This is a genomic window from Streptomyces sp. NBC_01351 (genome assembly GCF_036237315.1).
Classification (GTDB): Bacteria; Actinomycetota; Actinomycetes; order Streptomycetales; family Streptomycetaceae; genus Streptomyces.
The window spans coordinates 4784837-4811037 of the sequence record NZ_CP108356.1; the positions used below are offsets into that span (position 1 = coordinate 4784837).

Sequence of the window (26201 nt, forward strand, 5' to 3'; positions counted from 1 at the left end):
CGGTGTCCGGGCTACTTCCCGAGCCCCTGCTTGATCGCCGCGGCGATCTCCATGGTGCGTACGGTCTGGTAGCCGACGGCCGCGAGGTTGTCCTCGGTCACGTTCTGCGCGAGCTGGCCGGGCACGGCCTGCAGGCCGGACGTGGCACTCACGCCGTACGGGTTCCCGTTGCTCGGCGCGAGCAGGATCGGGTCGGTGACGCCCGGCGGCACGATGATCGCGCCCCAGTGGTAGAAGACGTTCGACAGCGACAGGATGGTCGACTCCTGGCCGCCGTGCTGGGTGCCCGTCGAGGTGAACGAGGACATGGCCTTGTTCTTCAGGCCTGCGCGGGCGTGCAGTTCGAAGGTCTGGTCGATGAAGTGCTTGAGCGGACCGGCCATCGCGCCGTAACGGCCCGGGGTGCCCCAGATGACGGCGTCGGCCCAGTCCAGGTCGTCGATCGTGGCGATCTCCACCTCACGGCTGCTGCCGCTGGTGTGCTCCTCGTACGCCTCCGTCCACGCGGTGTAGTTGGGCGCGAGGGTGCTCTCCTGGATCTCGGCGACGCGGCGCAGACGGACCTGCGCGCCCGCCTTCTCCGCGGCTTCCGCGGCGGCCACCGCGAGCTTGTGGATGTTGCCGGTGGCGGAGTAATAGACAATCGCGACGTTGGTCATCGGATATTCCGTCTCTCTTCGTGGGAATCAGGGATTGACGGTCTCGCGGTCAATTCCCGGAGGGTTGTCGATCGCATAGCGCCATGAGCCGTCCGCGCCCCGGCGCACCACGTCCGTCGCCGTGCCCTCGTGGTGTACGGGAGTTCCGTCCGGCGAGACACCCTTGATCAGATAGTCACACAACAGGAGTGCCAGATCGCCGTACTCGTAGCAGTGGCGCACCGAGAGTTTCATCGGAATTCCGAGGGCCATGAAACTGCTCGTCGCCGCGCGCCGGCCGTCCCCGGTGACGACGTTCCCGGGGGTGAGCACGCGCACCGCGCCCGGCTCGAAGAGGCGGTCGATCGCCTCCAGGTCGCGGGCGTTGAAAGCGCGGAGGAAGGCGTTGGGAAGTTCGGCCGGTTCTACGACAGCCGTGGTCATGATCTCTCCTGGGAGTGGGAAGGAGGGGTCCAGTGGGGGGATTTACTCGACGGCGACGCCGCGCGACCCTTCGGGACGCACCGGCTCGTCCGGCAGCCGCTCCAGCGCCAGCCCGAAGTGCTTGTGGTAGGCCTCGAACACCTCCACGTCATCGGCGAGATGCTCCTCGCGGAACTCGCCGTGGACGCGCTGCGTCAGCGTGCGGCCCTTCAGCGTGACCCGGCCCTCGACCGTCGGCAGCGAGCAGAACACGTCCTGCATGAACGGCGAGTCGGGGCAGGTGCGGAACCACCACAGCGAGGGCCGGAAGTCGCCCAGCTCGCGCGCCCGGCCGTCGACCCGGTACAGCGGTTCGCCGTCCAGCAGCAGGTCGAACTCGCCCTGCTGCTCCGGCCTGAAGGCGAACGCGCCGTGCGGGTCGAACTGCACGGACTCGGCCCCCAGCAGCAGCGGGCGCCGCGCGTTGCGCCGGAACCCCACGTCGACCAGGTACGCCGCCCCGTCCAGGGTCACGCGCAGCACCAGATGCCCCAGCGGGGCTCCCAGTCCGCCCGGGCGGTGCACCCGCGCCGCGAGGATCTCCACCTGGTAGCCGAGGGCCGTCAGCAGCATCCCGAAGGCCGGGTTCACCTCGTAGCAGCCGCCGCCCCGACCCTGGTGGACGATCTTGTCGACGACCCGCTCGTCCAGGTGGATCTCCTGGCCCAGGTGGTAGTCGAGGTTCTCGAACGGGACCGACAGCACGTGCCGTTCCGTCAGTTCGGCCAGCGTCGCCAGGTCCGTGCGCGCGGGGCGCGAGGCCCCGATCCGCGCCAGGTACGCCGACACCAGCACGTCGTCGAGCATCAGGCGTCCAGCGTCTTGATCACGGACGCGACCTGGAGCGTACGCCGCGCCTGGAAGGCGGCGGCCTCCAGGTTCTCCTCCGGGACCTGGCCCGGGTTGCCGCCGACGACGGCCGAAGCCCCGTACGGGTTGCCGTTCTTCGGCTTGTACAGCACCGGGTCGGTCGAACCGGTGGAGACGATGACCGATCCCCAGTGGGTGATCGCGTTGTGCAGGGCGAGGATCGCGGAGACCTGGCCGCCGTGGGCCGCCGAGCCGGAAGCGAAGGCGGAGACCGCCTTGTTCAGCAGCTTGCCCTCGATCGACAGCTTCGACGTGGAGTTGATGAAGTGCATCAGCTGCGGGGCGGCGAGACCGAAGTGCACCGGCGTGCCCAGCAGGATGCCGTCCGCCCACTCCAGGTCCGCGAGCGTCACCACGGGGATGTCCTTGGTGGCGTCCTGGTGGCCGGCGGCGCCGTCGCGGCTCGCGGACTCACCGTTCGGCGCGATCTCCGCGACGCGCAGCAGGCGCACCTCGGCGCCCTCCTTCTCGGCCGCGGCGGCGGCGGCCTCGGCGAGCTTGTGGGTGGAGCCGGTGGACGAGTAGTAGATGACAGCGATGTTCGTCATGGCGTGCGGAAACTCCCTTTCGACCGCCCCCGCTCGTATCCGGTCTGCGTGTGCCGGGGCCTTGGAACGATCCTGTTCCGGGCGCCGCGCCCCGCCGAGGCCGGTGACCGCAGTACGTCAGGTGCGTACGGGTGCCCGGCAACTCCGGGCGGGAGTACGTCAGGTCGGCCGCTTCCGCACGTCCGCCGCATGCCGTCCGCACGTCCGCCGCGGACCGTCCTCGGTCAGCCGCGGGCGGCCCGGCGACGGCCTCGGCCGGTCACCACCAGCAGCAGCACACAGCCACCGAGCAGCGCCGACATGAACAGGCCCACGCCCCTGACCCCGCCGAACGCCAGGGGGATCTGCGCGCCCACCCCGCCGCCGATGTTGAGGGTGAAGCCGTACAGCGCCGTCGCCATGACCCCGTGGGCCGTGCCCGCCGCCGTACCGATCTCCTGCACCACCGCGGGCCCGATCGCGGCCACGCCCAGCATGAACAGGAACAGCGCCGCGGCCAGCCCCGTGGCCGTGCCGCCGAACAGCCCGGCGCCGCAGATCCCCGCCGCCGCCACCGCGAAGGCCCCGGCCCCGCGCGGCCGCGCCGGGATCCGGCCGAGCAGCGGAGCCACGAGCACGCCCAGCACCAGTGCGGGGATCGCCGTGGCGCGCAGCGTCAGCATAGCCTGCCCGTCACCGACCAGTTCGGCCGGACCGTAGAGCTGCACACTCGTGTACACGGCGGTCATGGTGCTGGAGCAGGTGAAGCCGACGACGTACAGCGGCAGCAGGCCCGCCCACAGCCTCCTGCGGCCGGCACCCGCCCGGGAAGCGGCGTCCGCACCCGCCTCCGGGTCCACCGGATCGAGCACCCGGCGCAGGATCCAGGCCCCCACCACCAGCAGCGGCGCGGTCACCCAGAAGGTGCCCCGCCAGCCGACGACGGCGGCCAGCAGCTGCGATTCCACTTGACCGGCGACGATCGTGCCCGCCATGCAGGCGGACACGATCGTGAGCGCGGTCGGCAGCTTCGACGCCGGCACGTGCGCGTTCAGGTACGCGTACACCAGCGGTACGTACACACCGGCGAACAGGCCCTGCCCCGCGCGCAACGCCAGCCCCGCCCCAAAGGAATCGGCCAGCGGCACGCAGGCGGTGACCACGGCCAGCGCGCCGACCCCGGCCACCAGCACGGCCCGGGTGCCGAACCGCCGGGCCAGCGCCCCGCTGAACAGCGAGACGATCGCGTACGTCACCGCGTACGCGGAGGTCGCCCACGTCGCCGACGCCTGGTCCACCCCCCAGGCCCGCCCGATGTCCGGCAGCAGCGGAATCGCCACGTACAGCTGACCCACCACCAGCATCCCCAACAACGAGATGGCCGCGACCACGGGCGCGACCGACGGCCCCGCCGGCAGGGCGGGACCGGTCGCGCCGCGCGGAGCGGCCGGGGCCCGGGAGGGGGAACGGTCGGTGACCGGAGGAAAGTCCGTGCGATGACTCATTGCTGCTCCTGGGCTGCGGTGCACCCCAGGAGGGTGGGCCGGGGACGGAAGGGGGTGGGCCGGCGGTCAGCCGCCGTACGGGGCGAGGGCCTTCTTGGCCTTCAGCGCGGTGCCCCACCACTCCAGGGAGTCGAGGAGGGTCTTGGCCGCGGCCTCCGCCTGGGTGGGGTCGATCAGGGTGCCCTGCTCGTCGAACTGCCCCCACGGACCGTGGAAGCCGACGGTGTCGCGGACGGTGACCGTGTGGCACTCGGCGAAGACCTGGCGCAGCTGCTCGACGGCGCGCATGCCGCCCGCGAGACCGCCGTAACCGACGAAGCCGACCGGCTTCGCGTGCCACTCGGTGGTGTGCCAGTCGATCAGGGTCTTCAGCGAGGCCGGGAAGGAGTGGTTGTACTCCGGGGTGACCACGACGAACGCGTCGGCGGCGGCCAGTCGCGGGGAGACACCGGCGAGCACGGCCTTGACCTCGTCCGAGGGCGTCTGCGACAGCTGGTGGGGCAGGTCGTGCTCGATCAGGTCGATCACGTCGATGTTCAGGCCCTCCCGCTGACGGGCGAACTCGGAGAACCAGTTCGCGATGATCGGGCCGAAGCGCCCCTCGCGGACACTGGCGATGATGACCGCGACACGAAGCGGCTCAGACATGGAAATACCTCCGGATGTATACGGCGATGTCCGGGCCGTACCGGTGACGGACGGCGGCACGGGCCCGCGCTGGTGTAACCCACCATTGCCAGAGCGCACGGAAAGATCAACTCCGCAGGGGGGAGTACGTCAGCTTCCCGCCGAACCCACGGCCGAAGGCAGCCACGTACGACCGCCCCTCACCGGATGCGCAAGTGGTCCAGGTACGACCGGAGGTTGCGCCGGGTCTCCGGGACCGAATCCCCGCCGAACTTCTCCACGACCGCGTCGGCCAGCACCAGCGCCACCATCGCCTCGGCCACGATCCCGGCGGCCGGCACGGCACACACGTCGGACCGCTGGTGGTGCGCGGCAGCCGCCTCACCGGTCGCCACGTCCACGGTGGCGAGCGCCTTCGGCACCGTGGCGATCGGCTTCATGGCGGCCCGTACGCGCAACAGCTCGCCCGTGCTCAGCCCGCCCTCGGTGCCGCCGGCACGCCCGGAGGTCCGCTTGATCCCCTCCGGCGTGCGGGCCATCTCGTCGTGCGCCCGCGACCCGGGCACCCGGGCCAGCTCGAAGCCGTCGCCGACCTCCACGCCCTTGATGGCCTGGATCCCCATCAGCGCAGCGGCCAGACGCGCGTCGAGCCGACGGTCCCAGTGGACGTGCGATCCGAGTCCCACGGGGACCCCGTACGCCAGCACCTCCACCACGCCACCGAGGGTGTCGCCGTCCTTGTGCGCCCGGTCGATCTCGGCCGCCATCGCCTCGGAAGCATCCGCGTCCAGACAGCGCACCGGGTCGGCATCGAGCTCCTCCACATCACCGGGGACCGGGTACAGCCCGCGCGGGGCTCTCGCCCCGCCCAGCTCCACCACGTGCGAAACGATCTCGATCCCGGCGACCTCGGCCAGGAAGGACCGGGCGACGGCGCCGAGCGCGACCCGCGCGGCGGTCTCCCGGGCGCTGGCACGCTCCAGGACCGGCCGGGCCTCGTCGAAGCCGTACTTCTGCATCCCGGCGAGATCGGCGTGGCCGGGCCGGGGCCGGGTCAGCGGTGCGCCCCGCCCCGTCCCGGCCGGCTCGGCGGGATCCACGGGATCGGCCGACATGACCTTCTCCCACTTCGGCCACTCGCTGTTGCCCACCATGACGGCGACCGGCGAACCCAACGAAAGGCCGTGCCGCACCCCGGCGAGCAGGGTCACCCGGTCCTGCTCGAACTTCATCCGGGCGCCGCGGCCGTGGCCGAGCCGCCGGCGGGCCAAGTGCCCGCCCACGAGCCCGGTCGTGACGGGCACGCCGGCGGGAAGCCCCTCCAGAGTCGCCACCAGCGCCGGTCCGTGCGACTCCCCGGCGGTCAGCCACCGCAACGTGCCCATTTCGGACGATCACCCCTGCTCATTGATCCGGAGCGCCACCGTAGGCAGCGCCCCGCGCCGGACCGCCGGCCCCGCCCCGATTCCGTCAGCTCACCCGAGGGCGCCGGGGGCGGCACCCGGATGGTGACGGACTAGCGCCCGACCCGGACCGTGATCCGGTGCCGTCGCCGAAGCTGCAAGGACTCAACGTCCTCGTCCTGCACGCCAGGACGCCCTTGTCCCGCACGCGGGACGGAACGGAGTGTGGTCCAGGTGCTCAGCAGGCGTTCGCTCATCCGCGCCGGGGCCGGCATCGGTGCCGCCGCCGCACTGACCGCCGGCAGCGGTGGGCGCACGCCCGCACGGGCCGCCGGCGCCGCCCCCTGGAAGTCCCTGCAGAGCGGACTGTCCGGCCGGCTCGTCCTGCCCTCCGACCCGACGTACGCCACCGCCAAGCAGCTCCAGCTGGCCCAGTTCGACGCGATCCACCCGCAGGCCATCGCCTACTGCACCAGCGAGGCCGACGTGGCCGCGTGCGTACGCTTCGCCCAGGACCACGCCCTCGCCCCCGCGGTGCGCAGCGGCGGGCACAGCCAGGCGGGCTACTCGACCACCCCGGGTCTGGTCATCGACGTCTCCCGGCTCAACGCCGTCCGCCCAGGAGACACCGTCCACCTGGGCCCCGGCAGCCAGGGCGTGGACGTCCTCGACGCGCTCTCGCCCCACGGCATCCAGGTGGCGTCCGGTACCTGCCCCACCGTCGCGGTGGGCGGCTGGCTCCAGGGAGGCGGACTCGGCTTCGCGTCCCGCAAGTTCGGCATGGGCTCCGACCGGCTGGTCTCGGCCCGGGTCGTCCTGGCCAACGGCCGTACCGTGCGCGCCTCGCAGGACGAGCACCCCGATCTGTACTGGGCCCTGCGCGGTGGCGGCGGCGGCAACTTCGGCGTCGTCACGGACTTCGAGGTGCGGCCGGTCCAGATCCCGTCCCTCACCACCTACAACCTCACCTTCACCTGGGCGGACGCCGTCCAGGTGATCCTGGCCTGGCAGGACTGGATCGCCACCGCGCCGCGGGAGCTCTCCTCGGAGCTGATGTTCCTGCTGTCCACCGACGCGCCCGCGGGCACCGAGCCGTACGTCGTCCTCACCGGCGCCTACGCCGGTCCGCAGGCCGCCTGCGACCGTGCCCTCGACCGGCTCGTGGCCGCCGTCGGCCGGCCCAGCGCCACCCGGCAGGTCGCGGAACTCCCGTATCAGCAGGCGATGATGAACGTCTTCGGCTGCGGCACCAAGACCGTCACCGAGTGCCACCGGATCGGCTACTCGCCCGACGCCCAGCTGCCCCGCGACAACTACTCGACCGGTCGCAACCTGTTCTTCTCCCGGGCATGGACCCGCACCGCGGCCGAGGCGGCCCTGGGAGCCTTCGCGGACGATATCCGCCCCGGCCAGTTCCGCTTCATGGGCCTTTTCGCCTACGCCGGGAAGATCAACGACGTCGCCCCGACCGCCACCGCCTTCGTCCACCGCGACGCGCTCTTCAACGCCGGCTACTCGGTGGGCCTCACCCGCCCGGACCTCGGCCAGGACGAGAAGGACCGCGGCCAGGCCTGGGTGGACAACGGCTTCACCACGCTGGACCCGTACTCGACGCACCGGTCGTACCAGAACTACATGGACCCGGCCCTGACGAACTGGCGCCAGGCCTACTACGGCCAGAACTACTCCCGGCTCCGCTCGGTCAAGCGCGCGTACGACCCGCACCGCTTCTTCCGCTTCGCCCAGGGCATCGACTGACGGCGCGGCCGGCGCGGCCGGTCCGGCCGGACCGGCGGACCTGGCCGACCCGGCCGGCCTCGGAGCCGAAGCGGTTCAGGCGTACCGGGCCGCCGTCGCCGCGAGGGAGGCCTTGATGCGGGCCCGCAGCGCGGGAGGCCCCAGGACCTCGGCGTCGGCCGCCAGGGCCAGGAACTGGGCCTCCGCGTGCGACGGCGACTCGATCGGGAGCACCGCCCGGGTCCAGCCCGGCAGTTCGGGGTCCGGCTCGCCGGTGGCGGCCAGCGCCCGGGCCTGGGCGCCCGCCAGCCGGTCGGCCGCGCGCGCGGAAAGGCGTACGACGGCCTCCTCCGGGTGGAGCCGTTCGTGGAAGTCGGCCTGGGCACGGCGCCAGTGGTCCGCCAGGTCGAAGCCCTCCGGCAGCTCCGCCACCTCCTCGGTCTCGGCGACCCGCAGGATCTGGTCCACGCGGTAGGTACGGGGCCCGGCCGGCCCCGCCGCGGCCGCCTGGCCGGCCGCGGCCGTCGGGCCCGCCGTGTCGGCCGGGCCCGCCGTGTCCGCTGCATTGGCCGGGCCCGCCGCGTCGGCCGCGTCGGCCGGGCCCGCCACCAGGTACCAGCGGCCCGCCTTGAGGACCAGCCCGTAGGGCGCGAGGCGGCGGTCCACCTCCCGCGGTTCCTTCCAGCGCCGGTAGCGCACCTCGACCACCCGGCCCCGCCACACCGAGTCGGCCACCTGCGCGAGGTACGGGGTCTCCTCGTGCTCCGCGTACCAGCCCGGTGCGTCCAGGTGGAAGCGCAGCCGCATCCGGTCGGCCTGGGCGCGCAGTTCGGGCGGCAGAGCCGCGCGGAGCTTGAGCTGGGCCGCCGACAGGGCCCGCCCGAGGCCCAGTTCGGCCGCGGGGCCGGGCATTCCGGTCAGGAACAGGGCCTCCGCCTCGCCCGAACTGAGCCCGGTGAGCCGGGTGCGGTACCCGGCGAGCAGCTGGTAGCCGCCGCTGTGCCCGGCGTCCCCGTAGAGCGGGATCCCCGCGGCGGCCAGCGCCTCCGCGTCGCGGTAGACGGTACGGACGGACACCTCCAGCTCCCGCGCGAGCTCGGCGGCGGTCATCCGCCCGCGGGTCTGGAGCAGCAGCAGGATCGAGAGCAGGCGGCTGGACTTCACTGACACATGGTGTCAGTGAAGTCCTCCTACGGTCCTCGCATGAACGATTTCGATTTCGCGGTCGGCAGCTGGAACGTGACCAACCGCTGGCGCACCGACTTCCTCGACCCGGACAGCGAGTGGGAGGAGTTCCCGGCCGTCTCCCACATCTCGCGGCACTTCGACGGCGGGGCCAGCTTCGACGAGATCGACTTCCCGACGAAGGGCTTCGGCGGCCTCACCCTGCGGCTGTTCGACCGGGAGCGCGAGGAGTGGTCGCTGTACTGGGCGAGCCGCCGGACGGGCGTCCTGTTCCCGCCCGTCGTCGGACGCTTCCACGGCGGCCGGGGCGTCTTCGAGGGCGAGGACACGCACGACGGGAAGGACGTCCGGGTGCGGTTCGTGTGGAGCGGCACCCGCACCGAGACCCCGCGCTGGGAGCAGTACTTCTCGGTCGACGGGGGCGAGAACTGGCTCCTCAACTGGACGATGGACTTGGAGCGCCGTCCCTGAAACCGAAAGGGGCCCTGTAGTCGTCCCTGAATCAGTACGCCCGTCCGGCCGGCAACGGGGGAGCCGGCCGGGCGGGCGTACGTCCGCTCAGCCGAGCGGCAGGTCCAGGTAGGACGGGGTCGCCTCGGGCGAGGTGAAGGCGAGCGTCGCGCGCGGCAGGTTCGCGTCTCCTTGAAGTGCTCTCCCGGCTGAAGTCGGGAGATTCCTGCTTACCTTGCGGTAGCGGGTTTGACGCGCTCGGCGCGCCTGACGACTGCCCTTCCGGCAGCCGGGATGAGCGCGAGGCCCATCCGGTACAGGTGCAAGACATTCAGGGCTGCGTTGTGGTCGGCGTCGCCCGACCATCCGCAGTCCGGGTTCTTGCACACGAACACGGTCTGACTCTCCCGGTTGCCGGGCGTGGTGCGGCCGCAGACGGAGCAGTGCCGGGAGGTGCCGGGGGCGGGGACCTTGTGCAGGGTGCCGCCGTGCTGGGCGGTCTTGTACGTCAGCATGGTGATGGTGCGGCCCCATGCCTCCCCGTGGATGGAGCGGTTGAGCCCGGATTTCTGGGCGACGTTCTTCCCCGGCTCCGTGATGGTTCCCTTGGCGGATTTGACCATGTTCGTGATGGTGAGTGCTTCGACCACGATGGTGCCGTAGGTGCGGGCGATGGCGGTGGTCGTCTGGTGCTGCCAGTCGAGTGCTCGGCGCTTGGCTTTCGCGCGGAGTCCTGCGATCTGGTCGTAGGTGCGGTGCAGCCGGCGGCTGGTGCGCTCGCCGGGCTTGCGGTGGTGCTTACGCTGCGCGGCGCGCTGCTCCAGGTGTAGGAGCTTGGCCTTCTCTCGATCGGTCAGCCATTCGCCGTGCTCGTACGTTTTGCCGTCCGAGAGGGCGATGGGCACGGTGACGCCCACGTCGATGCCGATGTCCGGTCCCTGGTGGGGCTCGGGCTTGTCTTCAACGGTCTGGACGCGGAAGGCGATGTGCCAGCCGAGCGCGTCCTTGATCAGCCGGGCCCCGGTGATCCGGTTCTCCGCGCCTGCGTTCTTGCCGACCGGTAGGTCTTTGGTCCACCGGAAGCGGACCCGGCCCACCTTGGGAATGTTGACCATGCCCCAGCGGCGGTGCACGCGGGTGATGTTCAGGTCGCGGCCCTGTGGGATGTCCACGGACATCACCGTGCGGAACCGGCCCTTGAAGTTCGGGGCGTCGGCGCGGCCCTCCCAGCAGTTCTTCCACGCCTGGAAGTACGTCTTGAGTACCGCCTGCGCGGCCTGCGCGGGCAGGACGGCGAGAAAGTCGATGTCCTCGCGGGCCTGGCGAATGGCGGCGTCCGCGTGTCCGAGCGTCCGCTCTTCCTTCGGCATCATCCGCCACCACGCGTGGAGAAGATTCCACATCGTGCGGGCCGCGTGTGCTTGATCATCCGCCGTGCGAACCCCGACAGGAGATAGCGAAAGCCGGGCGCGATGCCCGAACTGCCGCTTGACCAGGGTGTCTTGACTCGCAATCGAGAACCTAGCATTGGTTTATGTCACCGCGCTGGAACCCTCATCCCGATGCCAGAACCGGTCGCCATGTTGTCTGCAACCCGCACGTTCACTTGGTTTTTGTCACCAAGTACAGGCGGAACGCGCTCACCGACGCCATGCTGACCCGCACCGAAGACGTCCCTCTTCGCCAAGTGGCATGAACGTGGTGCGTTCGCCCGGGCCCGGAGCGGAACGCCCAGTATCGACGGGACATCCGGTGACGTATCGCGAGTTTCCGGATTGCGGCCTGAATCGCCCCCCGCATGCCCGGTGCGCCGTGCGCCGCGGGACCTGCGGACGTCGGGCCGCCGTGCAACGCAGGGCTCCGCGCCGGAAGTTGGGCCGGCTGGCGGGAACGCATTCGCTTCGAAGCAAAACATGCAAGCGTGCTTGATTGTTTTGGTGAAGGCTGCCAGTCTTCCCCTCACGCCGAGAGGGGAGCGCCACCGTGCCCGATCTTCCGTCCGCTGACGCCGCTGTTGCTGCCGCTGCTACTACTGCCGCCGCTGCCGTCGCCGTCTACGCCGATCTGCGCGAGGAGGGCCGTGAACTCGACGCCCTCGTGGGGGAGCTGACCCCTGCCGACTGGGCCCGGCCCACGCCCGCGCCCGGCTGGACCATCGCCCACCAGATCGCCCACCTGCACTGGACCGACCGGGCCGCACTGCTCTCCCTCACCGACGCCCCCGCCTTCGGCCGCATGGTCGAAGAGGCCCTCGCGGCACCCGACTCCTTCGTGGACGAGGGTGCGGAGGAGGGCGCGAAGCTACCGCCCGGCGAGCTGTCGGCGCGCTGGCGGAGCACCCGTACCGCCCTCGACGAGGCGCTCGCCGCCGCCTCGCCCGACACCCGCTTCCCCTGGTACGGGCCGCCGATGAAGGCCGCCTCGATGGCGAGCGCCCGGCTGATGGAGACCTGGGCGCACGGCCAGGACGTGGCCGACGCCCTCGGCGTGCGCCGCACGCCGACCGCGCGACTGCGGCACGTCGCGCGGATCGGCGTACGGGCCCGCGACTACGCCCACGCCGTACGCGGACTGCCCGCGCCCGCCGGGGAGTTCCGGGTGGAGCTCACGGCACCCGACGGCTCCGGGACGTGGACGTACGGGCCCGCGGACGCCCCACAGCGGGTCACGGGCCCGGCGCTCGACTTCTGCCTGCTGGTGACCCAGCGGGCCCACCGCGCGGACCTCGCCCTGACCGCGACCGGCCCCGACGCGGACCGCTGGCTGGACATCGCCCAGGCCTTCGCGGGGCCGGCGGGGGCCGGACGCGAGCCGGGAGCCTCCCGATGACCGCGCTGCAGCCGCCGCCGCCGCGGCCGCCGCTGCGGATCGGCAACGCCTCCGGCTTCTACGGGGACCGCTTCGACGCCCTGCGCGAGATGCTGACCGGCGGCCCGCTCGACGTGCTGACCGGCGACTACCTGGCCGAGCTGACCATGCTGATCCTCGGCCGCGACCGGCTGAAGAACCAGGACCACGGCTACGCCAAGACCTTCCTGCGCCAGCTGGAGGAAGGCCTCGGCCTCGCGCACGAGCGCGGCGTCCGGATCGTCACGAACGCGGGCGGACTCAACCCGGCCGGACTCGCCGACGCCGTACGGGCCCTGGCCGCCAAGGTCGGGATCCCCGTCACCGTCGCCCACGTCGAGGGCGACGACCTGACGGCCCTGTCCGCCTACTCCGAGGGCGCGCTGACCGCCAACGCCTACCTCGGGGGCGCCGGGATCACGGCCTGCCTGCGGGCGGGCGCGGACGTGGTCGTCACCGGCCGGGTCACCGACGCGGCGCTGGTCAGCGGTCCGGCCGCCTGGTGGTTCGACTGGGCCCCGGACGACTACGACCGGCTGGCCGGGGCGGTGGTCGCGGGCCACGTCCTGGAGTGCGGAACCCAGGCCACCGGCGGCAATTACGCCTTCTTCACCGCCCACGACGTCCGCAGGCCCGGTTTCCCGCTGGCGGAGATCGCCGAGGACGGCTCCTCGGTGATCACCAAGCACCCGGGCACGGGCGGAGTCGTCTCGGCCGGCACCGTCACCGCCCAACTCCTCTACGAAACCCAGGGCGCGCGCTACCTCGGCCCCGACGTCACGGCCCGCCTGGACACCGTCCGGCTCACCGGGGACGGACCGGACCGGGTCCGTATCTCGGGCGTGCTCGGCGAAGCCCCGCCGCCCTCCCTCAAGGTGGGCGTCACCCGGATCGGCGGCTGGCGCAACGAGGTGGTCTTCGTCCTGACCGGCCTCGACATCGAAGCGAAGGCGGCCCTGGTCCGCACGCAGCTGTCCGAGGCGCTGGAGGGGGTGGCCGACGCGTCCTGGACCCTGGCCCGGACGGACCACGAGGACGCCCCGACGGAGGAGACCGCGAGCGCGCTCCTGCGCCTGGTCGTCCGCGACCCATCACCAGACCGGGTCGGCCGCGCGCTGACCTCGGCGGCGGTCGAACTGGCCCTGGGCAGCTACCCGGGCTTCCACGTCACCGCCCCACCGGGCCCGGCCCAGCCGTACGGAGTCTTCACGTCCGCCCTCGTCCCGGCCGACTCGGTCCCCCACGCGGCGATCCTCCCGGACGGCACCCGTGTCCCGCTTCCCGCTGCACGGGGCGCTTCCCCCACCCCGCCCCTTCCCGAAACCGGGGCTTGCGACCCCGGCCGCCGCTCCCGGGGCTCCGCCCCGGACCCCGGCGTGTGCGGCGCCGCTGCGGGGGCTCCGCCCCCGAACCCCCGCGCCTCAAACGCCGGCGAGGCTGGGATTGCTGCGCAATCCAGCCCCGCCGAGCGGGAACACCCAGCCTCTCCGGCGTTTGAGGAGCGGGGTCCGGGGCGGAGCCCCGGCTCTTCAGCCCGTCCGGCGTTTGAGGACCGGGTCCGGGCAGAGCCCGGGGAACGGGGGAAGGGCGGGGTGGGGGAGAGCCCCGCAGGGCCCACCACCCGCGCCCCCCTAGGGGCAGTGGCCGGGGCCCGCAGCGGCGACAAGGGCGGCGACGCCAACATCGGGGTGTGGGCGGACTCCGAAGCCGCCTGGCTCTGGCTCGAGCACACCCTCACGGTCGAGGCCCTCAAGGACCTGCTCCCCGAGACCCGCCCGCACGCAGTGCAACGCCACGCCCTCCCGAACCTCCGCGCCCTCAACTTCCACATCCCCCACATCCTCGGCGACGGCGTCGCCTCCGGCCACCGCTTCGACCCCCAGGCCAAGGCTCTCGGCGAATGGCTCCGCGCCCGCCACCTGGACATCCCCACCCACCTGCTGCCCGCACCCACCCCCACCCCCACCCCGGAGGGGACCGGCTCATGACCCGCCTCGGCACCACCGTCGACCCCCACGCCCCCGAGCACGCGCAGGCCCGTACCGCCGCCCTCGAACGGCTGGCCGCGCTCGACGCCGAGCACGCGAAGGCGCTCGCCGGCGGCGGCGAGAAGTACACCGCCCGACACAAGGACCGCGGCAAGCTCCTGGCACGCGAGCGCATCGAGTTGCTCCTCGACCCGGACACCCCGTTCCTGGAGCTGTCCCCGCTCGCAGCCTGGGGCAGCGACTACCCGGTCGGCGCCTCCATGGTCACCGGCATCGGCACCGTCGAGGGCGTCGCGTGCCTGGTCACCGCCAACGACCCCACCGTGCGCGGCGGAGCCAGCAACCCCTGGACCCTGAAGAAGGCGCTGCGGGCCAACGAGATCGCCCTGCAGAACCGGCTCCCCGTCATCAGCCTCGTCGAGTCCGGCGGCGCCGATCTCCCCTCCCAGAAGGAGATCTTCATCCCGGGCGGGGCGATCTTCCGCGACCTGACCCGGCTCTCGGCCGCCGGCATCCCCACCATCGCGGTGGTCTTCGGCAATTCCACCGCCGGAGGCGCGTACGTCCCCGGCATGTCCGACCACACCGTGATGATCAAGGACCGCTCGAAGGTGTTCCTCGGCGGTCCTCCGCTGGTCAAGATGGCCACCGGCGAGGAGAGCGACGACGAGTCCCTCGGCGGAGCCGACGTGCACGCCCGCACCTCGGGCCTCGCCGACCACTACGCCCTCGATGAGCACGACGCCATCCGTCAGGCCCGCCGGATCGTGGCCCGCCTGAACCACCGCAGGGCCCACCCCGAGCCCGCCCCGGCCGAAGAGCCGACGTACGACCCCGAGGAGCTCCTCGGGATCGTCCCGCCCGACCTGAAGACGCCCTTCGACCCCCGCGAGGTGATCGCCCGGATCGTCGACGCCTCCGACTTCGACGAGTTCAAGCCCCTCTACGGCACGAGCCTCGTCACCGGCTGGGCCACCCTCCACGGCTACCCCGTCGGGATCCTCGCCAACGCCCAGGGCGTGCTCTTCAGCGCCGAGTCGCAGAAGGCCGCACAGTTCATCCAGCTCGCCAACCAGCGCGACATCCCCCTCCTCTTCCTCCACAACACCACCGGCTACATGGTCGGCAAGGAGTACGAGCAGGGCGGCATCATCAAGCACGGCTCGATGATGATCAACGCGGTCTCCAACTCCCGCGTCCCGCACCTCTCCGTCATCATCGGCGCCTCCTACGGCGCCGGCCACTACGGGATGTGCGGCCGCGCCTACGAGCCCCGGTTCCTCTTCGCCTGGCCCAGTGCCAAATCCGCCGTCATGGGCCCGGCCCAGCTCGCAGGCGTCCTCTCGATCGTGTCCCGGCAGTCCGCCGCCGCGAAGGGACAGCCGTACGACGAGGAGGCGGACGCCGGGATGCGTGCGTTCGTGGAGGCGCAGATCGAGTCCGAGTCCCTCCCGATGTTCCTGTCCGGGCGGTTGTACGACGACGGGGTCATCGACCCGCGCGACACCCGTACCGTCCTCGGCCTGTGCCTGTCCGCCGTACACAACGCCCCCGTCGAGGGCGCCCGCGGCGGCTTCGGCGTCTTCCGGATGTGAGCCCGCACATGACTCAGCCCGTCACCTCCCTCCTCGTGGCCAACCGCGGCGAGATCGCCGTACGGATCTTCCGCACGGCCCGCGCCCTCGGCCTGGACACCGTCGCCGTCCACTCCGACCCGGACGCCGGCGCCCTCCACGTGCGCACCGCCGACTCGGCCGTACGCCTGCCCGGCGCGGCCCCCGCCGAGACCTACCTGCGCGGCGACCTGATCATCAAGGCCGCCCTCGCCGCCGGCGCCGACGCCGTCCACCCCGGCTACGGGTTCCTCTCCGAGAACGCCGACTTCGCGCGCGAGGTCCAGGCCGCGGGCCTGACCTGGATCGGCCCGCCCCCGGGCGCCATCGAAGCCATGGCCTCCAAGACCCGGGCCAAGGAACTGATGCGCGCCGCCGGGGTACCGCTCCTCGACCCCGTCGACCCGGCCACCGCCACCCACGCCGACCTGCCGCTCCTCCTCAAGGCCGCGGCGGGCGGCGGCGGGCGCGGGATGCGCGTCGTACGGGACCTCGACGTGCTCAAGGCCGAACTGGACGCGGCGGCCGCCGAGGCCCGCTCCGCCTTCGGCGACGGCGAGGTCTTCGCCGAGCCGTACGTCGAGCGCGGCCGTCACGTCGAGGTGCAGGTCATCGCCGACGCCCACGGCACCGTCTGGCCGCTCGGCACCCGCGACTGCTCCCTCCAGCGGCGCCACCAGAAGGTCATCGAGGAAGCCCCCGCGCCCGGCCTGCCGGAAGGACTGCGCGAGAGCCTCCACCAAGCCGCCGTCGCCGCCACCCGCGCCGTCTCCTACCAGGGCGCCGGCACCGTCGAATTCCTCGTCACCGCCGACGGCCGCCCGTACTTCCTGGAGATGAACACCCGCCTCCAGGTGGAACACCCCGTCACCGAAGCCGTGTACGGCCTCGACCTCGTCGCCCTCCAGCTGCGCATCGCCGAGGGCGCCGCCCTGCCGCTGACACCCCCGGCACCCACCGGCCACGCCGTGGAGGCCCGGCTCTACGCCGAGGACCCCGCCCAGGACTGGCGCCCCCAGACCGGAACCCTGCACACCCTCGACGTCCCCGGCGCGGTCCGCGTCGACACCGGCTTCACGGCCGGGGACGACATCGGCATCCACTACGACCCCATGCTCGCCAAGGTCATCGCCCACGCGCCCACCCGCGCCGAGGCCGTCCGGGTGCTCGCCCACGCCCTGTCCCGGGCCCGGATCCACGGGCTCACCACCAACCGCGAGCTCCTCGTACGCTCCCTGCGCCACCCTGAGTTCACCGCCGGACGGCTCGACACCGGCTTCTACGAACGGCACCTCGCCGCCCTCACGGAGAACGCCCCCGACGCCACCCTGGCCGCCCTCGCCGCCGCCCTCGCCGAAGCGGCCCCCGCTCCGGGAGCCTCCCTCGCCACGCGCCTGGGCGGCTGGCGCAACGTCCGCTCACAGCCGGGGACCCGCCGCTATACCGCCGCGGGCATCGAGCACGAGGTCACGTACCACCCGCCGGCCCACCCCGGAGTCCGGGTCCTGTCCGTGACCCCCACCCTCGTCACGCTCGAAGTCGAGGGAATCCGGCGCCTGTTCCACGTGAAACAAAATTCGAACAAGCCCGAGGTCTACGTCGACTCGACCCTCACCGGCGCCCACACCCTCACCCCCGTCCCCCGGTTCGCCGATCCCCAGGACCGCACCGAACCGGGCTCCCTGCTCGCCCCCATGCCCGGCACCGTCGTCCGCGTCGCCGAGGGCCTCGCCCCCGGCCAAGCCGTCACCGCCGGGCAGCCCCTGCTCTGGCTGGAGGCCATGAAGATGGAGCACCGCATCCTCGCTCCGGCCTCCGGCACGCTCACCGCGCTCCACGCCGCCACCGGCCAACAGGTCGAGTTCGGCGCCCTGCTCGCCGTAGTCCAGGAGGAACCGCACCCATGAGCCACACCATCGAATCCGAAGAACACAAGGCCCTGCGCACGGCGGTCGCCGCCCTCGGCCGCCGCTACGGCCGCGAGTACCTCGCCCGCGTCGCCCGCGAAGGCGGCCACCCCGACGAACTGTGGTCCGACGCCGCCAAGCTCGGCTACCTCGGCGTCAACCTCCCCGAGGAGTACGGCGGCGGAGGCGGAGGCATCGCCGAACTCTCCATCGTCCTCGAAGAACTCGGGGCCGCCGGCTGCCCGCTCCTCATGATGGTCGTCTCGCCCGCGATCTGCGGCACCGTCATCTCCCGCTTCGGCACCGAGGCCCAGAAGCAGGAGTGGCTCCCCGGCCTCGCCGACGGCAGCCGCACCATGGCCTTCGGCATCACCGAACCCGACGCCGGGTCCAACTCCCACCGCATCACCACCACGGCCCGCCGCGACGGCGACGACTGGCTCCTCACCGGCCGCAAGGTCTTCATCTCCGGCGTGGACATCGCCGACGCCACCCTGATCGTCGGCCGCACCGAAACTGTGTCATCCAGCGGGGCCGCACCGGCCCTCAAGCCCTGCCTCTTCATCGTCCCCCGCGACACCCCCGGCTTCTCCCGCTCGGTCATCGACATGGAACTCCAGGCAGCGGAAAAGCAGTTCGAACTCACCCTCGAAGACGTACGCCTGCCGCCCTCAGCCCTCGTCGGCGACGAGGACGCGGGCCTCCTCCAGCTCTTCGCCGGACTCAACCCCGAACGCATCATGACCGCCGCCTTCGCCATCGGCATGGGCCGCTACGCCCTCACCAAGGCCATCGACTACGCCAAGACCCGCCAGGTGTGGAAGGACCCCATCGGCGCCCACCAGGCCGTGGCCCACCCCCTCGCCACGGCGCACATCGAGCTGGAACTGGCCCGCCTGATGATGCAGAAGGCCGCCGCCCTGTACGACGCGGGGGACGACATGGGGGCGGGCGAAGCGGCCAACATGGCCAAGTACGCCGCCGGCGAAGCCTGCGTGAAGGCCGTCGACCAGGCCGTCCACACCCTCGGCGGCAACGGCCTCACCCGCGAGTACGGCCTGGCCTCCCTGATCACCGCGGCCCGCGTGTCCCGGATCGCCCCGGTCAGCCGCGAGATGATCCTCAACTTCGTCTCCCACCAAACCCTGGGCCTCCCCAAGTCGTACTGACCGACGGGCTCTGCCCGGACCCGCGCCTCAAACGCCGGCGAGGCTGGAACGTGCCCGGCCAGGACCGGGAGATGCCGGGCCGGGGACGGGGTGGGGTGTTGTCCGGGACGTAAAACGTGATTTGTGGCGCGGCAGCTGCTCGTACAGTCTGATCCGGCCAGGGCGCCATAAATCATGAGTCCCGGACGACACCCCACCCCGGCACCGGCCCCCGCGGCACCCCGCCAGGGGACACCGCCGAGCCCCCGGCACGGGACCCGGCACGGGACCCGCACCACCCGCCAACCCCTCCGGAGGAGACATGCCACCCGTCCACGCCGCGCGAGCGACCGGCGTCACCACCCTCACCCTCGACTCCCCGGCCAACCGCAACGCGCTCTCCGCCGACCTCGTACGGGAACTCCGCGCCGCCCTCGCCACCGCGGCAGCCGACCCCGCGGTCCGGGCCGTCGTCCTCACCCACACCGGCACCACCTTCTGCGCCGGCGCCGACCTCAAGTCGCCCTGCGACCCCGCCGACTTCCTCGCCCTGCTCCGCGAGATCGCCGAACTCCCCAAGCCGGTCGTCGCCCGCGTCACCGGCCACGTCCGCGCCGGCGGCCTCGGCCTGCTCGGCGTGTGCGACATCGCGGCCGCCGGGCCGCAGTCCACGTACGCCTTCACCGAGACCCACCTCGGCCTCGCCCCCGCCGTGATCTCCATCCCGCTGCTCCCGCGCCTGGACCCCCGCGCCGCAGCCCGCTACTTCCTCACCGCGGAAGCCTTCGACGCTGCCGAGGCGACCAGGATCGGCCTGCTCACCCTGCACGCCGACGACGTCGACAAGGCCCTCGCACCCGTCCTCGCCGGCCTGCGCAAGGCCTCCCCGCAAGGCCTGGCCGCCACCAAGTCGCTGACCGCCGCCTCCGTACGCGAGGCCGTCGCCCGCGACGGCGCCCGCCTGACCGAGCTGTCGGCCGGACTCTTCGCCTCCGACGAGGCCCGCGAAGGCATCACCGCCCGCTTCGAACGCCGGAACCCGTCGTGGACCCTGTGACCGACACCGAACTCCGGCAGGCCCCCAAGCACGCTCCCAAGCACGCCCCCAAGCAGGCCCGCAGCCGCGTCACCCGCCGCCACCTCCTGGAGGCGGCCGTCTCCTGCCTCGCGGAACACGGCTGGGCCGGTTCCACCGTCTCCGTCGTCGCCGAGCGCGCCGGAGTCTCCCGCGGCGCCGCCCAGCACCACTTCCCCACCCGCGAGGACCTGTTCACCGCCGCCGTCGAGTACGTCGCCGAGGAACGCTCCACCGCCCTGCGCGAGCTCTTCCAGGCAGGCCCGGCCGCCCGCCCCGCAGCCGTCGAGGCCATCGTGGACCTCTACACCGGCACCCTCTTCCGGGCCGCCCTCCAGCTGTGGGTCGCCGCCTCCAACGAGGAGCAGCTGCGCCCCCGCGTCACCGAGCTGGAGGCCCGCGTCGGCCGCGAGACCCACCGCATCGCCGTCGAGCTCCTCGGCGCCGACGAGTCCGTGCCCGGGGTACGGGAGACCGTCCAGGGCCTCCTCGACATGGCCCGCGGCCTGGGCCTGGCCAACGTCCTCACCGACGACACCGCCCGCCGGGCCCGCGTGGTGGCCCAGTGGTCCCGCATCATCGACGCCACGCTGGCCTGACCCCTCTGCCCCAAGACGCACGCGGGCGCCGCACCCCGCGCGGGGTGCGGCGCCCGACAGCAGCTCGGAAACCCAGGACCAGGGACTAGGCGGTCTCGGCCATGTCCGCGTACCCCGCGATCTCCCGCGGGTCGCGCCGGCTCGGCCCGGTGTAGCGGGCCGACGGGCGGACCAGGCGGCCCGTGCGCTTCTGCTCCAGGATGTGCGCCGACCAGCCGGCGGTGCGGGCACACGTGAACATCGACGTGAACATGTGCGCCGGGACCTCCGCGAAGTCCAGCATGATCGCGGCCCAGAACTCCACGTTGGTGGCGAGCACCCGGTCGGGGCGGCGTGCGTGCAGCTCCTCCAGCGCGGCCTTCTCCAGCGCGGCGGCGACCTCGTAGCGCGGCGCGTCCAGCTCCTTCGCCGTACGCCGCAGCACGCGGGCGCGCGGGTCCTCGGCGCGGTAGACGCGGTGCCCGAAGCCCATCAGCCGCTCGCCCTTGTCCAGGGCCTTCTTCACGTACGCCACGGCGTCGCCGGAGCGCTCGATCTCCTCGATCATGCCGAGCACCCGCGACGGCGCCCCGCCGTGCAGCGGCCCGGACATGGCGCCGACCGCGCCCGACAGCGCCGCGGCCACGTCGGCACCGGTCGAGGCGATCACCCGGGCCGTGAACGTCGAGGCGTTCATGCCGTGCTCGGCGGCCGAGGTCCAGTACGCGTCGACGGCCTTGACGTGACGCGGGTCGGGCTCGCCCCGCCAGCGGATCATGAACCGCTCGACGACGGACTCGGCCTTGTCGATCTCCTTCTGCGGCACCATCGGCAGGCCCTGCCCGCGCGCGGACTGGGCGACGTACGACAGGGCCATGACGGCGGCGCGCGCGAGGTCGTCCCGCGCGGTGCGCTCGTCGATGTCCAGCAGCGGTTTCAGACCCCACACGGGGGCGAGCATGGCGAGCGCGGACTGCACGTCGACACGGATGTCACCGGAGTGGACCGGAATGGGGAAGGGCTCGGCGGCCGGCAGTCCGGGGTTGAACGCTCCGTCGACCAGCAGGCCCCAGACGTTCCCGAACGACACGTGGCCGACGAGGTCCTCGATGTCGACCCCGCGGTAGCGCAGCGCACCGCCTTCCTTGTCCGGTTCGGCGATCTCCGTTTCGAACGCGATGACCCCTTCGAGCCCGGGTACGAAGTCGGACATCAGGCGGCTCCTCAGATAGTGCGAACACGCGCGGCTCCCGGCGTGATTCGCGGTCCGTCGCGGTCATCCCCGTTGATGCCCGGCGCGGCCGATGGTCACCCGTGTGGGACCGTCGGACCGGCCCCAAGATTTTGTCCGTTCACGATGCAGTGCGGAAGCGTGACATACGGCACACCGGTGACGGTGTTCCTGCGGCAGGATGGCCCGCGTGACCGACCAGGACCTTGATCCCGCCATCATGCGCAAGCAGTACCGCTCGGAGATCGTCGAGGAGGAGAGCCTCGCCGAGAACCCGATGAGGCAGTTCGCCCGGTGGTTCCAGCAGGCCGCGGACGCCCACGTCTTCGAACCGAACGCCATGGTCGTCTCCACGGCGACGGCCGCCGGCCGCCCCAGCTCCCGCACGGTGCTGCTGAAGCAGTTCGACGACCGGGGCTTCGTCTTCTTCACGAACTACGACTCCCGCAAGGGCCGCGAGATCGCCGAGAACCCGCACGTCGCTCTGCTCTTCCCCTGGCACCCGATCGCCCGCCAGGTGGTCGTCACCGGCACGGCGGTCCGTATCGGCCGCGACGAGACGGCGGCGTACTTCCGCTCCCGCCCGCACGGCTCCCAGCTGGGCGCCTGGGCGAGCGAGCAGTCCAGCGTCATCGCCTCCCGCGCGGAACTGGACCGCCGCTACGCGGAGCTCGCCGCCCGCTACCCGGAGGGCGAGCAGGTCCCGGTCCCGCCGCAGTGGGGCGGCATCCGGGTGGTCCCGAACGAGGTGGAGTTCTGGCAGGGCCACGAGAACCGCCTCCACGACCGCCTGCGGTACGTCCTGGACGCGGAAAAGTGGCGCGTCGAGCGGCTCTGCCCGTAGACGGGTAGCCCGGCAAAAACAGACGACCCGCGGGCTCGGGTCTCTCCCCTGCAGTGGGAGAGGCCGGCCGGACGTACCGGCGAGCCCGCGGGTCGGGTGACTGCTGTGGATTGGCGCCTGGCGATCCGCCGGGCACCGCACTGGGTGCGTGCGACGACGGGCGCTTAGCCCGCAGCCACCTCACGCGTCCGGATTTCATACATTTCCGGGATCACCTCCTTTCAGTGTGCGACCACTGTAAGCAGCCCCCCGCTGTTCGTTCAATCGAATTTCTTCGGCGAATCCGTAGGCGTATCCATCGGCTCTCTGGAGGAGCCGCAGATTCCGGTGAGAGACGTCAAAGCGGCTGGTCAGTGTGGTGATGCGATGCTGGCCACTGGTTCGGACCGCGATGCGTCCCACCCAGTTGCCGACCCACTTTCCCCTGGGGACGACGGCCGCTACCAGGTCCCCGGTCGAGTACCCGTGGTGGACCTTGCCGCGGGGGCGTTGCAGGCGGGGGAACCCGAAGCGGTCAGGGGTGGTCCTGGCGTACGAACCACGCCCTGTCGACGCCACCACGAGGATCTGCGCGGGTACACGGACGATGGTGTCCCCTCGTTCGTGGTCGATGACCCCGGTGGACAGGGCGTCGAGCGTGTGGCTCTTCGGCAACCCCATCGCGAACCGGTTCCAGCAGGTGCGGCCGCCCGACCACGCACGCACTGGCACACCGTGTGTTGCGAGGACCTCCACGAGCTGGAGCCTGGTGGCGTTCATGGCAGCCACGTCCTGGAGTGGGCTCCTCAGCTGGGTGATCACGCTTTCCAGGCGATCGGGCCGGTCGGAGAGGAACTCTTCGATGCGTGTCGTCCCTTTCGCCTGATTGCAGGGAACGCAGGAGAGAACAAGGTTCGTCACTCGGTCAGATCCTCCACGGCTTCGTGGGCGGACGTGTTCGATGTTGAGGGGCACCCCAGTGGCATCGCAGTACACACAAGATCTGTTCCATTTGGCCAAAAGGAACTCGCGGATCTCGGATCCGGCATGCGTCGACTCCAGGGTTCCCTGTGTGCCGGAGGAAGCGACTCCCGCGAATGCGGTCGTGTCGAACGCGACCTGTTCCACGTGGATCTCGGCCACCGGTGCGTATCGGCTCAGCCGCACGACGAGGGACATGGTGGAGTCGATGCGATGACGCAAGGACGGGGGAAGCCAGCCGTCCGGCCGGGATCGGTTGTCGTGTCGACGTGCCCGATACCGGAGGTTCGCCGAACGCCTTCGGCGGCGGTAGCCGGCGCGTCGCATCATGCCGGCGTGGATCTGCTGTCCGCGGTGTCGGAGCTCGATCGTGATCAGCCCCCTGCGGGCGACGGCGGTTTCCCCCTTCGGGCCGATTCGGTGCAGTTCATCCGTGATGGCGATGCCGGTTGCCTTGGAGCCGGGATCGAGGCGCAGTTGTACGCCCTCGACGGTGGAGCCGGCGCGAGTCCGGTGTTTGAGCCGGATGGTGAAAGGTGCACGCCGTGCCACGACGGCACGGCCATTGTCGAGTAACTCGCGGGCGCGGGCAGGATGACAGGGCATGAGTGGCTCACCCCCCTTGGCCAGTACGAACACCCGGCCTGCTGCCAGGCGGGGAGCGTCACCGCTCCTGTTCTCTGCCGTCGCCGCTGCCGAAGCGGCGGGTCGGGCGTGTCGCCGACGCGTCCCGGTGCGGGCCGCGCCGGTCTCCCCTCGCCCATGTTCCGCACCGGTGCCCGGCCCGATGGCCGGGAGTCCGTGAGCCGTTTCGTCCCTGTTCCCGGGGGTGTCTGCGCTCGCGGATTCCAGAGCAGGCTGCTGAGGAAGCACAGCCTGGTGGGTCGTCTCACCTGTGGAGAACGTAGTCATCGAGGCACCTGTTCTGATCCGTGGATCATGATGACTGGGGCTGGCCGCTCCAGGAGGGAACGAGCGGCCTCCCTTCTCGTGTGCCGCCGAACCTATGACCGCCGGTTCGCCGATCGATCGGATTCCCAGCCACTTCACTCGAACGTGGAGTCGGACCACTGACCTCCGCCGCCTGATTCCGCGGGTGGTCCCGGACGCCCAGGTCGAACCAGATCATTCCGGGGTATTCGGGGGAACGGGGTGTGGGCTGCGTCACGTTCGCGTTCAATGATCTGACGTGCCGCACACGCGAACACCTGCAGGGGGTGCCAGGTGAGTGCTTCCGGACGTAACGAGACCGCCGACGATCTGCTCGCAGCGCTGCTGGACGGGATGGACGCCGCCTTGTGCGCGTTCGACTCCGACGGCGTGATCACCCACTGGAACCGCGAGGCAGAGCGGATCCTGGGCTGGTCGGCGGCCGAGGCCGTGGGGCGCAAGGGGTTCGAGGGGTGGGCGGTACGGCCCGCCGACGCCCAGGACGTGCAGGACAGACTCATGTCCGCCCAGCACGCGCCGGGGCGGCAGGTGCACGAGTTCGCCCTGCTGACCAAGGACGGCGGGCGCGTCCTCGTACGGACCCAGTCCGCCGGGGTGCCGGGCGCGGACGGGAAACCCGCCGGGGTGTACTGCGCCTTCAGCGAGGTGCACGCGCAGATCGACCTGGAGCGGTCCATCGCGCTCAGCGAGGCCCTGATGGAGGACGCCTCCTGGGGCGTCGTCCTCGTCGACGTCGACCTGCGGCCCGCCGTGGTCAACGCACACGCCGCCCGCGCCTTCGGGACCGGCCGCACCGTGCTGCTCGGGCGGCCCCTCGGGGAGCTGCTGACGCAGGGCGTGGAGGAGCTGGAGGGCGCCCTCCAGCACGTGCTCGCCGAGGGGGCGCCGCCCGCGCCCGTGGAGCTGTGGGTGTCGGTGCGCACCCCCGAGGGGGTGCGGCGGCGGTGCTGGCGGTGCGGGTTCCTGCGGCTGGCCTCGCCGCTCGCGGAGGAGCCGGTGCCGCTGGGGGTCGGCTGGCTGTTCCAGGACGTCACCGAGGCCCGGCAGGCGCAGCTGGACACCGCGCAGCTGCGCTTCCGTTCCCACCAGCTGCACCGCGCGGGCCGGGCCGCCGCCGAGTGCGAGGACCCGGCGGAGGCTGCCGCCGTACGCCTGGACTTCGCCCTCGCGGGCTTCGCCGAGCACGCGCTGCTGGACGTACTGGACCCCTCGGCCGGCCTGGAGCGGCGCAGGCTCGTACGGTCGGCCGCCTCGCCGCCCGAGCTGCCGGGGCCCGGATCGATCCCCGTACGGTACGAGGCCGGTCACCCGGCGCTGCAGGCGCTGGACCGGATCGGCTCGGTCCGCGCCAGCGCCCCGCGCGGGGAGGCGGACGCGGAGTGGGCGCGGGCCCGCCAGTGGCCGGAGGGCGCGGCGCACGGCCTGTGCACGGTGCTGCGCAGCCGGGGGCGGACCCTGGGGGCGCTGACCTTCCTGCGGGGGCCTTCGCGGCCGGCGTTCGAGCGCGCGGACGCTTCGTACGCGGAGGAGGTGGCGGCCAGGGTCGCGGCGGACCTCGACCTGGCGGCGGGGACGAATTCCAGCCCCGCCGGCGTCTGAGGCGCGGCCTTGAGGCGCGGCACATCCAGCCTCGC

General features: G+C 72.1%; 22 protein-coding genes and 1 pseudogene. 12 read left to right on the plus strand and 11 right to left on the minus strand.

Annotation, left to right across the window (positions count from 1 at the left end; all coding sequences use genetic code 11):
• Positions 1-11: 11 nt before the first annotated feature.
• From OG625_RS22120 to aroC, 7 genes are all read right to left on the minus strand, one after another.
• Positions 12-659, minus strand: coding sequence for an NAD(P)H-dependent oxidoreductase (locus OG625_RS22120; RefSeq protein WP_329383840.1), 648 nt, complete (start codon positions 657-659; stop codon positions 12-14).
• Positions 660-686: 27 nt separating this feature from the next.
• Positions 687-1082: a YybH family protein gene (locus tag OG625_RS22125; protein WP_329383843.1), complete on the minus strand. Its 396-nt coding sequence runs from the start codon at positions 1080-1082 to the stop codon at positions 687-689.
• 42 nt (positions 1083-1124) lie between these two features.
• Complete coding sequence (locus tag OG625_RS22130) at positions 1125-1928, minus strand: arylamine N-acetyltransferase family protein (protein WP_329383846.1); 804 nt, start codon at positions 1926-1928, stop codon at positions 1125-1127.
• Positions 1928-2539, minus strand: coding sequence for a flavodoxin family protein (locus tag OG625_RS22135; protein ID WP_329383849.1), 612 nt, complete (start codon positions 2537-2539; stop codon positions 1928-1930). The genes OG625_RS22130 and OG625_RS22135 overlap by 1 nt, the downstream gene beginning before the upstream one ends.
• 224 nt (positions 2540-2763) lie before the next feature.
• Positions 2764-4023: an MFS transporter gene (locus OG625_RS22140; RefSeq protein ID WP_329383852.1), complete on the minus strand. Its 1260-nt coding sequence runs from the start codon at positions 4021-4023 to the stop codon at positions 2764-2766.
• A 66-nt stretch (positions 4024-4089) separates the two neighbouring features.
• Entirely contained in the window at positions 4090-4671 is a 582-nt protein-coding gene (locus OG625_RS22145) for an NADPH-dependent FMN reductase (RefSeq protein ID WP_329383855.1), read from the minus strand.
• Positions 4672-4850: 179 nt separating this feature from the next.
• A complete protein-coding gene (gene aroC, locus OG625_RS22150; RefSeq protein WP_329383858.1) occupies positions 4851-6035 on the minus strand; it encodes a chorismate synthase in 1185 nt (394 codons plus the stop codon).
• Positions 6036-6287: 252 nt separating this feature from the next.
• Here aroC and OG625_RS22155 point away from each other — a divergent pair, with 252 nt between their 5' ends.
• A complete protein-coding gene (locus OG625_RS22155) occupies positions 6288-7811 on the plus strand; it encodes an FAD-dependent oxidoreductase (RefSeq protein WP_329383861.1) in 1524 nt (507 codons plus the stop codon).
• Between the two features lie 75 nt (positions 7812-7886).
• On the opposite strand, the gene OG625_RS22160 is transcribed toward OG625_RS22155, so the two are convergent.
• On the minus strand, positions 7887-8954 hold the full coding sequence (locus OG625_RS22160; protein ID WP_329383864.1) for a helix-turn-helix transcriptional regulator: 1068 nt from the start codon (positions 8952-8954) through the stop codon (positions 7887-7889).
• A gap of 39 nt (positions 8955-8993) precedes the next feature.
• On the opposite strand from OG625_RS22160, the gene OG625_RS22165 reads away from it, so the two are divergent.
• The gene (locus OG625_RS22165; protein WP_329383868.1) at positions 8994-9446 is read left to right on the plus strand and encodes a hypothetical protein; all 453 of its coding nucleotides are present in this window, start codon (positions 8994-8996) and stop codon (positions 9444-9446) included.
• Between the two features lie 209 nt (positions 9447-9655).
• On the opposite strand, the gene OG625_RS22170 is transcribed toward OG625_RS22165, so the two are convergent.
• Positions 9656-10921, minus strand: a complete 1266-nt coding sequence (locus tag OG625_RS22170) for an RNA-guided endonuclease InsQ/TnpB family protein (RefSeq protein WP_443067898.1) — start codon at positions 10919-10921, stop codon at positions 9656-9658.
• A 38-nt stretch (positions 10922-10959) separates the two neighbouring features.
• Here OG625_RS22170 and OG625_RS22175 point away from each other — a divergent pair.
• The 8 genes and pseudogenes from OG625_RS22175 to OG625_RS22210 all read left to right on the plus strand — a co-directional run.
• A pseudogene (locus tag OG625_RS22175) lies at positions 10960-11100 on the plus strand (IS200/IS605 family transposase); the annotation flags it as partial.
• A gap of 389 nt (positions 11101-11489) precedes the next feature.
• On the plus strand, positions 11490-12254 hold the full coding sequence (locus tag OG625_RS22180; protein WP_329390847.1) for a TIGR03084 family metal-binding protein: 765 nt from the start codon (positions 11490-11492) through the stop codon (positions 12252-12254).
• On the plus strand, positions 12251-14260 hold the full coding sequence (locus tag OG625_RS22185; RefSeq protein WP_329383870.1) for an acyclic terpene utilization AtuA family protein: 2010 nt from the start codon (positions 12251-12253) through the stop codon (positions 14258-14260). The genes OG625_RS22180 and OG625_RS22185 overlap by 4 nt, the downstream gene beginning before the upstream one ends.
• Positions 14257-15855: an acyl-CoA carboxylase subunit beta gene (locus OG625_RS22190; protein ID WP_329383872.1), complete on the plus strand. Its 1599-nt coding sequence runs from the start codon at positions 14257-14259 to the stop codon at positions 15853-15855. The genes OG625_RS22185 and OG625_RS22190 overlap by 4 nt, the downstream gene beginning before the upstream one ends.
• Positions 15856-15863: 8 nt before the next feature.
• Positions 15864-17780 (plus strand): ATP-binding protein, encoded by a 1917-nt coding sequence (locus tag OG625_RS22195; RefSeq protein WP_329383874.1) that lies wholly within the window; start codon positions 15864-15866, stop codon positions 17778-17780.
• Entirely contained in the window at positions 17777-18949 is a 1173-nt protein-coding gene (locus OG625_RS22200) for an acyl-CoA dehydrogenase family protein (protein WP_329383876.1), read from the plus strand. The genes OG625_RS22195 and OG625_RS22200 overlap by 4 nt, the downstream gene beginning before the upstream one ends.
• A 301-nt stretch (positions 18950-19250) precedes the next feature.
• Positions 19251-19985 (plus strand): enoyl-CoA hydratase family protein, encoded by a 735-nt coding sequence (locus OG625_RS22205; protein ID WP_329383879.1) that lies wholly within the window; start codon positions 19251-19253, stop codon positions 19983-19985.
• On the plus strand, positions 19973-20602 hold the full coding sequence (locus OG625_RS22210) for a TetR/AcrR family transcriptional regulator (RefSeq protein WP_329383881.1): 630 nt from the start codon (positions 19973-19975) through the stop codon (positions 20600-20602). The genes OG625_RS22205 and OG625_RS22210 overlap by 13 nt, the downstream gene beginning before the upstream one ends.
• A gap of 85 nt (positions 20603-20687) precedes the next feature.
• On the opposite strand, the gene OG625_RS22215 is transcribed toward OG625_RS22210, so the two are convergent.
• The gene (locus OG625_RS22215) at positions 20688-21794 is read right to left on the minus strand and encodes a citrate synthase 2 (protein WP_329383883.1); all 1107 of its coding nucleotides are present in this window, start codon (positions 21792-21794) and stop codon (positions 20688-20690) included.
• 199 nt (positions 21795-21993) lie between these two features.
• On the opposite strand from OG625_RS22215, the gene pdxH reads away from it, so the two are divergent.
• Positions 21994-22656 carry a pyridoxamine 5'-phosphate oxidase gene (pdxH, locus tag OG625_RS22220; protein WP_329383885.1) on the plus strand — a complete coding sequence of 221 codons (663 nt, stop codon included), beginning with the start codon at positions 21994-21996 and terminating at the stop codon, positions 22654-22656.
• 195 nt (positions 22657-22851) lie between these two features.
• On the opposite strand, the gene iscB is transcribed toward pdxH, so the two are convergent.
• A complete protein-coding gene (gene iscB / locus OG625_RS22225) occupies positions 22852-24255 on the minus strand; it encodes an RNA-guided endonuclease IscB (protein WP_329383888.1) in 1404 nt (467 codons plus the stop codon).
• A gap of 585 nt (positions 24256-24840) precedes the next feature.
• Here iscB and OG625_RS22230 point away from each other — a divergent pair.
• The gene (locus OG625_RS22230; RefSeq protein ID WP_329383890.1) at positions 24841-26166 is read left to right on the plus strand and encodes a PAS domain-containing protein; all 1326 of its coding nucleotides are present in this window, start codon (positions 24841-24843) and stop codon (positions 26164-26166) included.
• Positions 26167-26201 lie beyond the last annotated feature (35 nt).